General features: G+C 73.1%; 15 protein-coding genes. 8 read left to right on the top strand and 7 right to left on the bottom strand.

All coding sequences use genetic code 11. From position 1 onward, the window contains the following. Positions 1 to 7 precede the first annotated feature (7 nt). From ACFY3L_RS50820 to ACFY3L_RS50790, 7 genes are all read right to left on the bottom strand, one after another. Positions 8 to 964, bottom strand: a complete 957-nt coding sequence (locus tag ACFY3L_RS50820) for an ABC transporter permease (protein WP_389341878.1) — start codon at positions 962 to 964, stop codon at positions 8 to 10. A gap of 82 nt (positions 965 to 1,046) precedes the next feature. After that, positions 1,047 to 2,645, bottom strand: a complete 1,599-nt coding sequence (locus ACFY3L_RS50815) for an ABC transporter substrate-binding protein (protein ID WP_389341875.1) — start codon at positions 2,643 to 2,645, stop codon at positions 1,047 to 1,049. 115 nt (positions 2,646 to 2,760) lie between these two features. Beyond that, on the bottom strand, positions 2,761 to 3,924 hold the full coding sequence (locus tag ACFY3L_RS50810) for a sialidase family protein (protein WP_389341872.1): 1,164 nt from the start codon (positions 3,922 to 3,924) through the stop codon (positions 2,761 to 2,763). Positions 3,925 to 4,051: 127 nt separating this feature from the next. Then, positions 4,052 to 5,041, bottom strand: a complete 990-nt coding sequence (locus tag ACFY3L_RS50805; protein ID WP_389341869.1) for a Gfo/Idh/MocA family protein — start codon at positions 5,039 to 5,041, stop codon at positions 4,052 to 4,054. Between the two features lie 13 nt (positions 5,042 to 5,054). Continuing rightward, positions 5,055 to 5,807: an SDR family NAD(P)-dependent oxidoreductase gene (locus ACFY3L_RS50800; RefSeq protein WP_389341866.1), complete on the bottom strand. Its 753-nt coding sequence runs from the start codon at positions 5,805 to 5,807 to the stop codon at positions 5,055 to 5,057. Next, positions 5,804 to 6,562: an MBL fold metallo-hydrolase gene (locus ACFY3L_RS50795; RefSeq protein WP_389341863.1), complete on the bottom strand. Its 759-nt coding sequence runs from the start codon at positions 6,560 to 6,562 to the stop codon at positions 5,804 to 5,806. Before ACFY3L_RS50795 ends, ACFY3L_RS50800 begins: the two co-directional genes overlap by 4 nt. Next, a complete protein-coding gene (locus ACFY3L_RS50790; RefSeq protein WP_389341860.1) occupies positions 6,559 to 7,455 on the bottom strand; it encodes a dihydrodipicolinate synthase family protein in 897 nt (298 codons plus the stop codon). The genes ACFY3L_RS50795 and ACFY3L_RS50790 overlap by 4 nt, the downstream gene beginning before the upstream one ends. 203 nt (positions 7,456 to 7,658) lie before the next feature. On the opposite strand from ACFY3L_RS50790, the gene ACFY3L_RS50785 reads away from it, so the two are divergent. From ACFY3L_RS50785 to ACFY3L_RS50750, 8 genes are all read left to right on the top strand, one after another. Next, positions 7,659 to 8,450, top strand: a complete 792-nt coding sequence (locus ACFY3L_RS50785; RefSeq protein WP_389341857.1) for an IclR family transcriptional regulator — start codon at positions 7,659 to 7,661, stop codon at positions 8,448 to 8,450. Between the two features lie 137 nt (positions 8,451 to 8,587). Beyond that, complete coding sequence (locus tag ACFY3L_RS50780; protein ID WP_354758036.1) at positions 8,588 to 8,971, top strand: RidA family protein; 384 nt, start codon at positions 8,588 to 8,590, stop codon at positions 8,969 to 8,971. Continuing rightward, a complete protein-coding gene (locus tag ACFY3L_RS50775) occupies positions 8,968 to 10,272 on the top strand; it encodes an aspartate aminotransferase family protein (RefSeq protein ID WP_389341854.1) in 1,305 nt (434 codons plus the stop codon). Before ACFY3L_RS50780 ends, ACFY3L_RS50775 begins: the two co-directional genes overlap by 4 nt. After that, entirely contained in the window at positions 10,269 to 11,714 is a 1,446-nt protein-coding gene (locus ACFY3L_RS50770; protein ID WP_389341851.1) for a M81 family metallopeptidase, read from the top strand. Before ACFY3L_RS50775 ends, ACFY3L_RS50770 begins: the two co-directional genes overlap by 4 nt. Beyond that, positions 11,714 to 12,718: a pyridoxal-phosphate dependent enzyme gene (locus ACFY3L_RS50765; RefSeq protein ID WP_389341848.1), complete on the top strand. Its 1,005-nt coding sequence runs from the start codon at positions 11,714 to 11,716 to the stop codon at positions 12,716 to 12,718. The genes ACFY3L_RS50770 and ACFY3L_RS50765 overlap by 1 nt, the downstream gene beginning before the upstream one ends. Further along, complete coding sequence (locus tag ACFY3L_RS50760; RefSeq protein ID WP_389341846.1) at positions 12,715 to 13,491, top strand: SDR family oxidoreductase; 777 nt, start codon at positions 12,715 to 12,717, stop codon at positions 13,489 to 13,491. Before ACFY3L_RS50765 ends, ACFY3L_RS50760 begins: the two co-directional genes overlap by 4 nt. Before the next feature lie 99 nt (positions 13,492 to 13,590). Continuing rightward, complete coding sequence (locus ACFY3L_RS50755; RefSeq protein ID WP_389341843.1) at positions 13,591 to 13,857, top strand: hypothetical protein; 267 nt, start codon at positions 13,591 to 13,593, stop codon at positions 13,855 to 13,857. Between the two features lie 88 nt (positions 13,858 to 13,945). After that, positions 13,946 to 15,451 carry a M1 family metallopeptidase gene (locus ACFY3L_RS50750; RefSeq protein WP_389341841.1) on the top strand — a complete coding sequence of 502 codons (1,506 nt, stop codon included), beginning with the start codon at positions 13,946 to 13,948 and terminating at the stop codon, positions 15,449 to 15,451. Positions 15,452 to 15,500: the final 49 nt, after the last annotated feature.

The following is a 15,500-nucleotide window of genomic DNA, read 5'->3' as shown; positions in this document are numbered from 1 at the left end:
GGGCCTCCTACAGCCGAATCCGGGGGTCGATGAGCGCGTACGCCAGGTCGGCGAGCAGGTTGCACAGCAGCACGAGGATCGCGACCGCCATCACGAACCCGAGCAGCACCGGGTAGTCGCGGGCGAGGACGGCGTCCAGGGCCATGCGGCCCATGCCCGGCCAGGCGAAGATCTGCTCCACGACCACGGCGCCGGCGAACAGTGTCGGGATCTGGATGGCCACCACCGTGACGAGCGGGATCAGCGCGTTGTGCAGCGCGTGCCGGCCGATCACCCGGCGCGGGGACAGCCCCTTGGACCGGGCCGTGGTCAGGTAGTCCTGGCCGAGGACCTCCAGCATGCCGGCCCGGGCGTAGCGCACGTAGGGCCCGGCGAGCGCGAAGCCGAGGATCGACGCCGGCAGCACCAGGTGGTGCAGGGAGTCGACGAACCCGCCGCCGCCGATCGAGTTCATCCCGCTGGTGGGGAACCACTGCAGCTTGAGGCCGAAGATGTAGATGCCCAGCAGCGCGGCGAAGAAGCTCGGCACCGAGATGGCCAGCAGGCTCACGACGGTGGTGCCGTAGTCGACGGCGCTGTTGCGCCGCAGGGCCGCCACGACGCCCATCGGGATGCCGACGAGCAGCGAGATCAGCAGCGCGGTGCCCATGAGGGAGACCGTCGGGCCGAGCCGCTCCGCCATGACCTCGGTGACCGGCTGGCCGCTGCTGAAGGAGAAGCCGAGGTTGCCGTGCAGCAGCTCGGCGACCCAGTGGGCGTACTGCACCGGCGGCGAGGAGTCCAGGCCGAGCTGATGGCGCCGCAGCGCGATCGCCGCGTCCCGGTCGCCGGAGAACGACATCGGATCGATCATCATTTCGGCCGGATCGCCCGGCATGAGCTGCAGCAGGACGAACAGCAGCACGCTGATGCCGATCAGCACCACCGTGGACACCAGCAGGCGCCGGACGACGAAGGCGACCAACTACTCACTCTCCTTGCGAACGGGGCCGGTGCCGCCGCGCGATTCCGGCGCGGCGGCACCGCTGTGTGCATCGGGGACCGGGTCAGCTCACCGACCAGTCCGCGGCGTTCCAGAACGCGTCCACCACCGAGGGGTTGAGCTTGAAACCCTTGAGCCGGTCGCTGGTGGCCGCGATCGTGTTCGGCACGTACATCGCGAGGATCGGCACCTGCTCGTTGACGATCTTCTGGGCGTCGGCGTAGATCTGCTGCCGCTGGCTCTGGTCCCGGGTCGCGATGCCCTTCGCCAGCAGTTCGTCGAGCTGCTTGTTGCAGTAGGCGGAGATGTTGGTGCCGCCGACCGCGGCGCACGACAGCCGGGCGTTCATCGACGCCGGGTCGATGGTGAACAGCCCGTACGCCGAGATGAGCAGGTCGAAGTCGCGCTTGCCGATCGCCTTGGACAGGTCCGCCGCCTGGTAGTTCTGCACCTTGGCGTTGATCCCGACCTCTTTGAGCTGCGCGGCGATGATGGTGGCGGCCGTGTCGCGGTCGCGCTGGCCGGGCGTGAGCTCGATGCGCACCTCGGTCCCGGCGTTCCAGCCGGCCTGGGCCAGCAACTGCTTGGCCTTCGCCGGGTCGTAGCCGTAGTGGGTCAGGCCGCTCGGCACCGCCCACGCCGGTCCGTGCACGAGCGTGTCGACCACCTTGCCCTCGCCGTTGAGGACCTGCTTGACCAGTGAGTCACGGTCGATCGCGTACATGATCGCCTGGCGGACCAGCGGGTTCGCGAGCTTGCCGGAGTCGTGCGCGGTGTGCAGGGCGAAGATGCCCGGGCCCTCGGCGCGCTGTACCTTGACGCCCTTGAGACCCTCGATCCGCTTCGCGTCCGGGGCAGCGACCTGGGCGTAGTCGAGCTTGCCGGTCTGCAGCTGGGCCATCGCCGCGTCGGTGGTGAGGTACTGCGCGAAGACGCGGTCCAGGCCGAGCTTCTTGCGGTACTGCGGATTGGCCTTGAACTCGACCTGGTCCGCCGTGACCCACCGGGAGAAGACGTAGGGGCCGAGGCCGACCGTCGGGTTGCGGAAGAACGGGTTGTCGGTCAGCCCTTCGAGCGGGAACTTGCTGACGATGTGCTCCGGCAGGATGAACATGATCGGCTGCACGAGCTCGTCGAGGAACGCGACGTTGGGCTGGTCGAGCTTGATGACGAAGGTGTTGTCGTCCGGCGCCTGGAAGCCGGCCACGCTGGTCGCGGCGCCGGACTTGAGCGCCGCGGCGCCGTTGACCGGGGCGAACTTGCCGGCGTAGCCGCTGCCGCTCTTGGGGTTGGCGTAGAGGTTGTACGTGAACACGACGTCACGGGCGGTGAACGGCGTCCCGTCGCTCCACTTGGCGCCCTTGACGAGGTGGAACGTCCAGGTCTTGCCGTCCTCGCTCACCTCCCACTTCTCGGCCAGCCGCGGGCCGTAGGTGTTGTCCGCGGCGGCCGAGACGAGCGAGTCCCAGTGCAGTTGCTCCATCAGGTGGTCCGGCCCGATCGAGGCCAGCAGCGGGTTGAAGCCGCGCGGGGCCTGGTAGAGCTGGACGGTCGCGTCGCGGCTGCCGCCGGTGCTGCCGCCGCTGCCGCCGCCGGAGCAGCCGGCGAGGGCCAGGGCGAGCACGGCCAGGCCGGCGAGTAAGACCCGGGTGTGTCGTCGCATGATCATGAGCCTTCCAGGGGTCAGTATCAGCCACAAGAACAGGAAATTCACAGGTCACGGCGGCGCGGGGCGGCTTGGATCGGATTCAGAGCCGATCGGCTCCGAACCGGATCGGCTAGAGCAGCCGCAGCTTGTTCCACGCGACGAAGCGCCCGTGTTGCGGTGCGAAGCTGTAGAAGGTGACCAGGACGTCGCCGCCCTGCAGGTTCGCCATGGCGGGGTAGCCGCACTGGTACTCGGCGGTGTACCGGTACCCGTGCGGGTCGGCCAGCGGGAGCGGGCCGGAGAACGACCGGCCCCCGTCGTGGCTGCGGCGGACCTCGACGCCGGGGGCGTCGGGGCCGCCTTCGGGCGCGCACCGGCGGGTCGCGAGCAGCAGGCTGCCGTCCTCCGCCCGGTGCAGCAGTGGGGACATGCCGGTGAAGCCCATCGGCTCGTATGGGCTCCACGTCTGCCCGGCGTCGGCCGACTCGGCGCGGAAGAGCCGCATCGTCGTGTCGCCGCCGATGCCCTGCTGTCGCAGGACGGCCAGGAGGTGCCCGTCGTGAACCTCGAGCACCGTGGTCTCGGTGAACCCGTCGATCGGGCTGTGCGGGCGGAACGCCGGGTCGCTGGTGACCGAGGGATCCGGGTCGCCGTCGGCGCTCAGGCCGTTGACCTCCGGGGAGGCGTACGGCCCGGCGAGCCGGGCGTCCGGGTCGAACGCGATCGTCGGGCCGACCGTCCACGTCAGCCCGCCGTCGGTGGAGACCAGCACCGCCGAGCGCCACCGCTCTCCGCTCGCGCGCTGGCCCCAGACCGGCCACAACAGGCGGCCGTCGGCCAGCTCGACGATCTCGCCGTAGACGGCGGGGCTGTAGAAGTCGAGGTCGAGGCGCTCGCCGCCGGTCCACGTGCGGCCGCCGTCGGCCGAGCGCAGCAGGTGGGCGGAGATGACCCGGCCGCCGACGCCCTGGCCCGGGGTCCACTTCACGCCGTTGTACGGCAGCAGCAGCGTCCCGTCGCGCAGCGTGGTGAGGGCGACCGCGTTGAGCACCGCGTCCTGCCCCTCGCCCGGGGTCGCCACGATCTGCGGCGCGGACCAGGTGCGGCCCTCGTCGCCGGAGCGCACCACGCCGACGGTGCCGCCGGGCCAGCCGTCCGGGACGGTGGAGAACGACGCCACCAGTTCGCCGCCCACGCGGGTGAGCCCGGGGAACATCGCGGGGACGGCGTCGACGACCACGCCCGCTTCGGTGATCTCGAAGGCGGCGTCCGTGCTGGTGTGGTACTGCGTCACCCGAACCTCCAGCGTTTCATCTAGTGAATCGCGCGTTCTATTTCTCGGGAATGTAGACGGTGGAACTGCCCCGGTCAAGAATCAGAGACCTGGTGTATGTCCCCGAAACGTTGGCGGTATGGCCGTTTCATTTCAGTGACGGCAGGTCCTGCCAGGCCCCGGCCGCGGCCGCGCTGCGGACCGCCTCGGACACGGCGAGCGCGGCGACCCCGTCGTCGAGGGTCACCAGCGGCTCGGACTCGCCGCGGGCGACGGCGACCAGGTGCGCGGCCTGCCGGGCCAGTGCCTCGGCCGGCGGCTCGGGCAGCTCGTGCCGGACCGCCCGGTCGCGGCCCTGCGCGCGGGCGCGGACCTCGAGCGTGCCCCGGCCGAAGTCCGCCAGCAGCGTGCCGCCGGTGCCGAGGACCTGCACGGTGCGGGTGCCTATCGGCTCCAGGTAGTCGAGATGGAACGTGGCGCGCAGGCCCGAGGCGAACTCCAGCAGGCCGTCGACGCAGTTGGGGCTCTCCACGTGCGGCACGGACGTGACGGTCCGCGCCGCCGCGAACGCCCGGGCGATCGGGCCGAAGTACCAGCGCAGGTAGTCCCACTCGTGGGAGTAGTCGCGGTACAGGCGGTCCGGTTCCTTCGACGCGAAGCGGGACACGGCCGCCTCGATGGTGCCGTAGGCGCCGAGCATGACGTGCACGGCCACCGGTTCGCCGATCTCGCCGCCGGCCAGCACGGCCCGGGTGCGTTGCACGACGAGCCGGTGCCGCAGCACGTACCCCACCAGCGCCGGCGTCCCCGTCGCGGCGATGCCGGCGGCCGCCGTCCGCGCCTCGTCCAGGGTCGCCGCGACCGGCTTCTCCACCAGCAGCGGCAGGCGCCGGTCGGCCGCGGCCCGCATCTGCGCCGGGTGGACATGGTCCGGGCCGGCGATCACAAGCGCGTCCGGCCCCGCCTCCAGCAGTTCGCCGAACTCGCCGGTCGTCCGGCCGACGGCCGGGTGCGCGGCCGCCGCGGCCCGCCGCCCCGGGTCGGGGTCGAACGCGACCAGCCGGACCTCCGGCACCTTGGCGAACGCGGTGATGTGCTGCAGCCCGATGGACCCGAGCCCGCTCACGCCGACCAGCATCGTCTTGTCCTCATCAGTAGCTCGTCCATCCGCCGTCGACGACCAGCCCTGTCCCGGTCACGAAGGACGCCTCAGGGGTGCACAGCCAGGCGACGGCGGCGGCGATGTCGGCCGGAACGCCTCGCCGGCCCAGCGGGGTGGCCCGGTCGAAGGGGCCGGTGCCGGGCGCGGGGCCGTCGGGGCGGACCTGGATGTCGCCGGGCGCGACGTGGACGGCCCGGATGCCGTGCCCGGCCAGTTCGAAGCCGAGGGCCCGGGTCAGCCCGGCCAGCCCGGCCTTGGCCGCGACGTATGCGGAGGCGTCGGCCTGCGCGGCGTAGGCGGCGACGCTGGTGACGTTGACGATGACCGAGCCGGGCGGCATGTACGGCAGCGCGTCGCGGGCCAGCCGGAAGGGCGCCTTGAGGTTGACGTCGACGACGGCGTCGAGGCGGGCGTCGTCGTACTCGCCGAACGGGGCCGCGGCCGACGGCCCGGTGACGCCGGCGTTGTTCACGAGGATGTCGATCCGGCCGCGGTGGCGCACGGCGGCGTCGACGAGCGCCCGGCACCCGGCCGCGGTGGCCAGGTCCGCCCCGGCCGCGACGATCGTGCGCCCCGGGCCGGCCAGCCGGGCGGCGGCGGCCTCGCCCTCGTCGGCACTCAACGCGCCGAGGACGACGTCGGCGCCGTCGTCGGCGAGCCGCCGCACGATCCCGGCCCCGATCCCGGTCGCGCCGCCGGTCACCACGGCGACCTTGTCCTCCAAGGGGCGCTGCGCGGTCATGGCAGCAGCCCAGGGGGCAGCGCACCCCGGTCGAGGTGTTCGACCGCGGTCCGCAGGTGCGTGTGGGCGTCCCTCAGTACCGGCGCGCCGTGCCCGGGCAGCAGGACGTCCGGCTGCAGCGCCGCAACGGCCCGCAGGCTCTGGCCCAGCGCCGGCAGGTCGGTGTCGGGCGTGGCGAGGACCGCGACCCGGCCGCGGGCGAACACCAGATCGCCGCTGAACAGGGCGTGCGACCCGGCGTCGCGGAGGCTGAAGCAGCAGTGGCCGGCGGCGTGGCCGGGCGTCGGGTGGATCCCGAGCGTGAGCGCGCCGACGGCCAGTTCGTCCGCTTCGAGCGGATGCACCGGCACCGGCTCCGGGCGCAGCCCCGGCGGGTAGACCCCGGCCCGCCGCGCTGTGCGCAGTCCCGAGGCGTCCTCGTCGCCGGCCGCGACGATCGCCGCGGCCGGCGGCAGCGCCATGACGGTGGCGCCGAGCAGCCGGGCGAGATCGGCGGCGCCGCCGGCGTGGTCGGCGTGCGCGTGGGTGAGCAGGATCCGTGACACCGGGCGGGCGCCGAGACAGACCCGCACGTTCGCGGCGATCCGGTCCGCGGCCAGGCCGCAGCCGGCGTCGACGAGCACGGCGTCGGTGCCGCCGTCGACGAGGTACACGTGCGAGTCGTGCGCGTCGGTGAGCCCGAAGCCGAGCGTGCCGCTGCCGACCAGGGTGACCCGCGGCGTGAGCCGGACCGGGGCCGGCCAGGGACCTGTCACTGCCGGCCCTCGCGCAGGACGTTGCGGACGTGGCGGCGGGCCTCCTCGCCGGGCGAGGTGAACGGCTCGCTCATCGTCGCGGTCTCGATCACGCCGAGCTCGACCAGGGCCGCCTTGAGCGCGCCGATCGCGCCGGCGGTGAAGGAGCCGTCGCCGTGCGGGCCCTCGTAGATGCGGTGCAGGTGGGTCAGCCGGTCCTGCACGTCCCGGGCCGCGGGCCAGTCGCCGGCGTCCGCGGCGTCGGCCAGGGCCCGGTGCAGTGAGGTGAAGACGTTGGACAAACCGGGCACGGCGCCGGTGAAGCCGATCTGCAGGGCGGCGTCGATGCAGGTCTCGGAGCCCGTCAGCAGGCGCACCGCGGGCGATCGCCCGGTGGTCAGGACGGCGGCGCGGTGGCCGCCGAGGTCGCCGGAGCTGTCCTTGACGCCGGCCAGCACGCCCTTGGCGACCAGCTCGGCGAGCAGGGCGGCGCCGACCGGGCTCGGGACGCGCGACGGGACGTGGTAGGCGATCGTGGGCAGACCACCGGCCTCGGCGACGGCCGCGAAGTGCCGGGCGAGCTCCGTCTGAGAGAGTGGAAACATCGACGGCGGTGGCACGAGCAGGCTGCGCGCGCCGGCGGCGGCGAAGCGGGCGGCGAGTTGGGCGGCCTGGCGGGTGTTGAGCGCCGCGACGCCGGCCATGACCTCGCGGTCGGTGGCCTCGGCGGCGGTGGCCACGACGGCCTCCTGCTCGTCGGGGAGCAGGTGCCCGCCCTCGCCGGTGGAGCCCAGCACCAGCACGCCGTCGGCCCCTTCGGTCACGACGTGCCGGACGAGGCGCGACAGCGACGGCCGGTCGACCGTGCCCTGGTCGGTGAGGGGGGTGATCAGCGGCGGGACGACCTCTGTCACATCGGGCTCCCTTGTATCGGCTGAGTGGGCCGTCCCGCGGGTGACCGCGAGTCGGTATGCTCGCAGAGATAGAAATGAAACTCTCGTTTTAGCACGTGGTATACCTTCTAGTCGTCCGCGTGGATCATGTCAATCCTCGTAACAGGGTTGGAACACACTGGGCAGCGCGGCGACAGCGGACTGTCGAACGGAGGCCAGGAACGATGCGAGAAGACGACGCCGCAGGTCAGGGCGGCGCAGCGGGGTACAACATCCGCGCCGTGGACCGGGTGTGCGACGTGCTGGATGCCCTGCAGCAACACCCCGCGACCGGGCTGTCGCTCGCCGCGATCGCCGAGACGGTGTCGCTGCCGAAGAGCTCCGCACTGCGGTACCTCTCGGCACTGGAGGCCCGCAGCTACGTGGAGCGCGACGCCGAGGACGGCTCGTACCGGCTGGGCCTGGCGTTCCGGCCGCAGCGCTTCGACTACCGCGCGGCCCTGCGCGACGCGGTGCTGCCGCACCTGGTCAAGCTGCGCGACCGGTTCGAGGAGACGATGAACTTCGCCGTGCTCGACGGCATCGAGGTCGTGCACGTCGAGGTGGTCGAGAGCGAGCGGCGGGTGCGGCTGGCGGCCAGCCGCGGCGAGCGGGCGTGCCTGCACTCGACCGCGACCGGCAAGGTCATGGCCGGCCAGATCCCCGAGAGCCGGCTGCGCACCATCCTCGAGCAGGCCGGGATGCCCCAGTTCACCGCCGACACCATCACCACCGTGGACGGGTTCCTGGGCGAGGTCAAGCTCACCGTGGAGCGGGGCTGGGGCATCGACGACTGCGAGAACCAGCCCGACGGGCGGTGCGTGGCCGTGCCCGTCGACGGCCTCGCGGTCCCGGCGGCGCTGAGCCTGTCCGCGCCGGCGTCGCGGTTCGCCTCGGAGGACGCCCAGCGGGTCGCGCACCTGCTCAAGAAGCACATGGGACCGCTGGTGGACGCGGCCCAGGACGTGCCGCACTGACCGCCCCGCGGGTTCCGTTGTGATCATTCATCGCCGCGCGGGGGTTGACGACTCCCGCACCGCGATGATTAGGGTGTCGAAACGGAACATCAATTGCAGCTAGTGAAACGGTGGTCTTCGTGCGGTATCCAACCCCCGTGACAAGTCCTGCCATCGGTCCGGCGGCCGGCCCCTACAGCCCCGCCGTGCGCGTGGGCGACCTGCTGTTCGTCTCCGGGCAGGGCCCGTTCCGCCCCGACGGCAGCCAGGCCGGCCCCGCCTTCCGCGACCAGGCCGAGACCGTCTTCGACAACATCGCCGCCCTCGCCGCCGAGGCGGGCACCTCGCTGGCCCACGCCGTCCGGATCGGCTGCTACCTGAGCACGCTGGACCACTTCGCCGAGTGGAACGCGGCCTGCCAGCGGCGCCTCAGCGCGCCGCACCCGGCCCGCACCACCGTCCCGGTCGCGCTGCCCGGCTTCGACATCGAGGTCGACGCCGTGCTGTGGATCCCGCCCGCGGACGAGGACACCACCCGATGACCGCCGACCAGGTCGTCCGCTCCGGCGCCGCCGCCGCCCTCGCCGCTCGGGCCGCCGCGGTGCTCCCCGGCGGCGTGAGCTCCAACGTGCGGCTCGCCACCGCCCGGACCTTCTTCGCCCGGGGCAGCGGCCCGCGCCTGTGGGACGTCGACGGCAACGAATACATCGACTACCTGCTCGGCCAGGGCCCCGCGTTCCTCGGCCACGCCCACCCACAGGTCAACGGCGCGGTCACCACCGCCGTCGGGCGAGGGATGGTCTTCGGCGCCCAGCACGCCCTGGAGGTCGAGGCGATCGAGAAGCTGCTCGCCGCGGTCGGCTGGGCCGACATGGCCCGCCTCGGCGTCTCCGGCACCGAGGCCGTGCACGCCGCACTGCGCCTGGCCCGCGCCGCGACCGGGCGGCGGAAGGTGATCGGGTTCGCCGGGCAGTACCACGGCTGGCTCGACACCGTCCTCATGGCCCACGGCCCGGACGGGCACCGCCCCGGCTCCGCCGGACAGCCGCCGCAGTACATCGCCGACTGGGTCGTCGCCCCGTTCAACGACGCCGACGCCGTCCAGCGGTCCTTCGAGGAGCACCCGGGCGAGATCGCCGCGGTCATCCTCGAACCGATGATGTGCAACAGCGGGGCGATCGCGCCGCGCCCCGGGTTCCTGGCCCGCCTGCGCGAGCTGTGCACCGCCCACGGCGCCGTGCTCATCTTCGACGAGGTCGTCACCGGCTTCCGGCTCGCCTTCGGCGGCGCCGCCCAGCGCTTCGGCGTCACCCCCGACCTCGCCATCTACGGCAAGGCCGTCGCCGGCGGCTGGCCCGTCGCGGCCATCGCCGGGCGCCGCGAGCTGCTGGAGCTGTTCGGCACCGGGAAGGTCAACCACTCCGGCACCTTCAACGCCTCGGTCATGGCCGCCGCCGCGGTCTCGGCGACGATGGACGTGCTGCGGGAGACCCAGCCGTACCTCTCCGTCGAGGAGCACGGCACCGAGCTCATGACCGGCCTGCGCGGCATCGGCGAGCGCTACGGCGTGCCGCTGCACGTCCAGGGCCTGCCGGCCGCGTTCCACGTTTCGTTCCGCGCGGAGGGCGCCCCGCCGACCGACATCGTCGACCACGCCTCGCTGCAGTCGCTGGACCTCGCGCGGTACACCCGGGTCAGCCGCACCCTCGCCGCGCACGGCATCTGGGTCGCCGGGCGGGGGATCTGGTACGTCTCGGCCGCCCACGGCCCGGCCGAGCTCACCGACACCCTGGACCGCTTCGACCGCGCCCTCGCCGCGCACGTCGCGGAGTCGCGGCCATGACGCTGCCCCGGGTCGCGGTGCTGGGACTGTGGCACGAGACGAACACGTACGGTCCCAACCCGGCCGACCTCGCCGCGTTCGAGGCGTTCGAGCTGGTCGCCGGCGACGACGTCCGCCGCCACCACGATGGCGACCGGTCGGTCATCAGCGGGTTCCTGGCCGCGCCCGGACTCGACGCGGTGCCGGTCTTCTCGGCCGGCGCCTGGCCGTCCGGTCCGGCTCCCGCCGAGACCCTGGCCACCCTGCTCGACCGCCTCACCACGGCGCTGACGGCCGCCGCCCCGTTCGACGGGGTGCTGCTCAACCTGCACGGGGCGATGGTCGCGGCCGGGACACCGGACGTCGAGGCCGTACTGCTGCGGCAGCTCCGCGCGATCGTCGGCGGCGTGCCGATCGCCGCGGTGCTCGACCTGCACGCGAACCCGTCGCCGGCGTTCGTGGGCGCCTGCGACATCGTGCTCGCCTACGACACGTACCCGCACGTCGACATGTTCGAGCGCGGGCACGAGGCGGCCACCCTGCTGGCGGAGGTGATCGGCGGGCGTCCGCTGACCACCGTGCTGGCCAGGGTGCCGCTGCTGACCTGTCCCCTCGCGCAGTCCACCGACGCCGAGCCGATGCGGGGGCTGATCGAGCGGGCGCGGGCCCTGGCCGCCCAGGCCGGGCTGGCCCGGGTCTCGCTCACGCCCGGCTTCGCGTACAGCGACGTCGATCGGGCCGGCATCGGTGTGCTCGTCGTCGCCGGGGCGGATCAGGCCGATGCCGCCCGCCGGGTCGCCAACGAGATCGCCGGCGACATCGAGGCACACGCGGAGGAATTCTCCCTGCAGCGGCCCGGCGTGGACGCCGCGGTGCGGGAAGCCCTGGCCGCCGGTGTCCGGCCGGTCGTGCTCGCCGACGTCGCCGACAACATCGGGGGCGGCAGCCCCGGGGACGGGACCGCGCTGCTGGCGGCCCTGATCGCCGCTGACGCCCCCGATGCCGTCGTCGTGATCGCCGACGCCGAGGTCGCCCGGCAGGCGGCGTCGCTCGGTACCGGAGCGAGCATCCTCGCCACGGTCGGGGCAAAGGCGGACGCCCGGCACGGTACACCCGTGCAAATGCAAGCCGAGATCCTCGCCGTGACCGACGGCGGCTACACGACCTCGGGGTCGTGGATGACCGGGCAGTCGTTCAGCATGGGCACGACCGCGGTGCTGCGGCAGCGGGGCGTGCGGGTCGTCGTCACCGAGCGCGCGACCCCGCCGTTCCATCGGGAACATCTGACGTCCGTCGGCATCGACCCCGCCTCGGTCGCCGTCATCGTCGCCAAGGGCGCGGTCGCCTGGCGGTCGGCGTTTCCCGACGTGGCCCTCGCCATCGAGGTCGCCACGCCCGGGGTGTGCCCGGTCGACGTCGCGTCGCTGCCGCGATCCACCACCCCGTCGCGGGTGGTGGCCTGATGGTGAGCCTGGGCGAGGGTGACACGCCGCTGCTCGACGTCACCGATGTCCTCGATGTCCCCGGCCTGTCCGGCATCACCGTGCACGTCAAGTGCGAGCATCTCAACCCGACCGGGTCGTTCAAGGACCGGGTGGCGGCGGTGGCCGTCTCGCTGGTCCGGGAGCGGTCGCTGCGCGGCATCGTCGGCACGTCCTCGGGCAACGGCGGGGCGGCCGTCGCCGCCTACGGGGCTCGGGCCGGGGTCCGGGTGATCCTGCTCGCCCTGGCCACCACGCCGCCGGAGAAGCTGGTGCAGATCCGCGCGGCCGGGGCGGAGGTCTATCTCGTCGACGGCCTCGGGCACGACCCGCGGACCACGCTCGCGTTGGCGTCCGAGGTGCGTGACGTCGCCGCGCGGCAGGGGTACCTGGCGTTCCTGACCGGGGGCCGGTACGCGCCGGAGATCATGATGGGGGCTCGGACGATCGCGTACGAGCTGGCCTCGCAGGCCTCGCTCACCCATGTGTATGCGCCCATCGGCGGGGGCGGGCTGTATGCCTCGCTGTGGCGCGGGTACCGCGACCTCGGCGGCGTCGTGCCCCGGCTCGTGGCCGTCCAGCCCAGCGGCTGTCCGACCGTCCGCGACGCGCTCGCCGGCGGGCCGGGCGTCCTGACCTCGCCGAGCACCACCGGCATCTCCGGCCTGCAGGTGGCCACGCTGTTCGACGACGACGTTCCCGCGGCCGTCGCCGGGTCCGGCGGTCACCTCACCGAGGTCACCGACGCGGAGGTCGCTGCCGCGCACGCCCGGATGGTGCGGGCCGGCATCTTCGTCGAGCCGGCCGGGGCCACCGCCCTCGCCGGGCTGCTCGCCGACGCCTCGTCCGGCCGGTTGCCGGCCGGGTCGCGGGCCGTGCTCATCGCCACCGGCGCCGGGTGGAAGGACGCCGGCGCCCTGCACGCCCTGACCGAACCCGGACCGCCGCCACGGTGGACCGCCGGCCTCGCGGAGCTGCTCGCATGACCGTCTTCGACGCGTTCTCGCTCACCGGCCGGACGGCGATCGTCACCGGCGGCACCGGCCTGTACGGCACGCCGATCGCCCGTATCCTGGCCGAGGCGGGCGCCCACGTGGTCATCACGTCCCGCTCCACCTCCCGCGCCGAGGCCGCGGCTTCGGCGCTGCGCGCGTCCGGCCTCGCGGCGTCGGGCGTTGCGCTGGATCTGTCCGATCCGGCGTCGATCGCGGGGCTGTGCGCCCGCCTGGACTCCAGCGTCGACATCCTGGTCAACAACGCCGTGCACCGCCAGGGCGGCGACCTGTTCACGACATCGGCGGCTGACTGGGACGCGACGTCGGCGGCCAACTCCCGCGGCCTGTTCCTGGTGACCCAGACGGTCGCGGCGGCGATGATCGAGCGCGGCACCGGCGGCGCGATCCTGAACATCGGCTCGATCTACGGCATCACGGGCCCCGACTTCGGCCTGTACACCGGGACCTCCATGACGATGCCGCTGTTCTACGCGTACGACAAGGCGGGCATGATCGGCCTGACCCGCCACATGGCCGTCCAGCTGGGCCCGCACGGCATCCGGGTCAACTGCCTGGCCCCGGGCGGCCTGGCCGATGGCACCCAGCCGGCGTCGTTCGTGGAGCGCTACTGCGCCCGCACACCGTTGGGCCGCCTGGCCACCGAGGCCGACGTGACGGGCGCCCTGCTGCTGCTGGTCTCGGACGCGGGCGCCTACATCACGGGTGTGACCCTCCCCGTCGACGGTGGCTTCACTGCCCACTGACGAAGGACGGCGCGCGGCAGGGACGGGCGTCGGCGGTCCGAGAGCTTCACCGTTCAAGCCTGCCTGACCAGGGCAACGCTCAATGCAACGGACTCGACTGTGGGGTCCGACGCCCGCTGCCAGCGCGTGCTACGCAAGGCGCGCATCAGCGACGCCCGGGCGCTTCTGCCACTGACCGTCCTCGCCCGCGACGCCGAGGATCCGCCGCCGTCGCGGCGGATCGCGCTCGCCGTCGGCGCCCTGACCGCCCGAACCACCCGGACCGCGGACGCGCCGGAAGCCCCACAAGGAAGACCGACGAGCGGCGGCCCCGGCTGCATCTCGCCCGCCGATCGAGGGGCGGACGAGGGAAAACCCGGCATGTGACCGTATCGATGCGTGGCCGTGCCCCGCATCGAGACCCGGTGCGACGAATGTCCACCCTGGACACTGCCGAGCTGATCGGGGGATCCCCATGCACAGACGTCATCTACTGGCCGCGGCCCTCGCCGTCGTCGTCGCCGCGACACCCACCACCGCCGCCCATGCGGCGGCCCGGCCCGACCTCCAGCCCAACTTCCGGCCCGGCGCGGCCGGTATCGGCGACCCGGCGTACCCGCTCGACGGCAACGGCGGCTACGACGTGCGCCACTACGACCTCGACGTGCGCTACCAGCCGGCCACCGACGAGCTCGACGGTCACGCGACAATCACGGCAACCGCCACCCAGCCGCTGTCCCGCTTCGACCTCGACTTCACCGGCCTGACCGTCGACGCGCTCACGGTCAACGGCCGCCCGGCCGGCTGGACCCGCGACGGCGACGAGCTCGTCGTCACGCCGGCCCGCGGCCTGCCCGTCGGGCTGCCGTTCGTCGTCGACGTGCGCTACCACGGCGTCCCCTACACCGTCCGGATACCGGAGATCCCGTACGAGGCGCAGTTCATGCACACCGACGACGGAGCGCTCGTCGCCGGGGAACCGAAGGTGGCGGCCAGCTGGTATCCGGTGAACGACCATCCGCTCGACAAGGCGACGTACAGCGTGCGCGTCACCGTGCCGGAAGGACTGGGCGCGCTGAGCAACGGCATCCTGCTCGGCTCGGCGACGAACGACGGCTGGACGACGTTCCGCTGGGCCACGACGAACCCTGTGGCCAGCTACCTCACCACCCTCGCGATCGGGCGCTGGCGCATCGACCAGCATCAGCACCACGGTCGGCAGACGATCATCGCGGTCGACGCGAGCCTGCCGCCGACGCTCGCCGACGACTCCGTCGGCCGCACCGACGAGATCACCGACTACCTGGAGACGCTGTTCGGGCCGTACCCGTTCGAGGCCGGCGGCGCGATCGTCGACAAACACGATCCGCTGCTGTTCGCGCTGGAGACGCAGACCCGTCCGGTCTACCCGGCCTCGTTCTTCGCCGACGGCCCAAGCCCGCACGACGACAAGTTGGTCGCGCACGAGCTGGCACACCAGTGGTTCGGCGACAGCGTGTCCGTGCGGCACTGGCGGGAGCTCTGGCTCAACGAGGGATTCGCCGAGTACGCGGCGTGGCTGTGGAACGAGCACGACGGGTTCACGACCGTCCGCGAGATGTTCAACCTGCTCTACAACCAGCCGGTCGACAGCCGGCTCTGGACCCCACCGCCCTATGGCCCCCCGGGCGCCGATCCGTTCGTGACGTCGGTGTACTCGCGCGGGCCGATGACCCTGCACGCGCTGCGGATGCTGGTCGGCGACGCCGCGTTCTTCCGCATCATGCGGACGTGGGCCACGCGGTACCGCTACGGCAATGCCGACACCGCCGACTTCGTCGCCCTCGCAGAGCGCGTCGCGGGCCGGTCGCTCGCCGCGCTCTTCGCGGCGTGGCTGACCGGCGCGACGAAGCCGCCGAACCCCGACCCGCTCCCACCCGGCGTCGCCGCGCCGTCCGGCCATCTCCTCGACGCGGTCGGGCGGGCGCACGCCCGGCGCTGAGTGGCGCGCCGTACCGGATACCTGGCTCCGGCGCCGTCAGGCCCGCAGA

This window comes from Dactylosporangium sp. NPDC000521 (assembly GCF_042898305.1).
Taxonomy (GTDB): domain Bacteria; phylum Actinomycetota; class Actinomycetes; order Mycobacteriales; family Micromonosporaceae; genus Dactylosporangium.
This window is presented reverse-complemented; position numbering and strand designations above follow the sequence as displayed.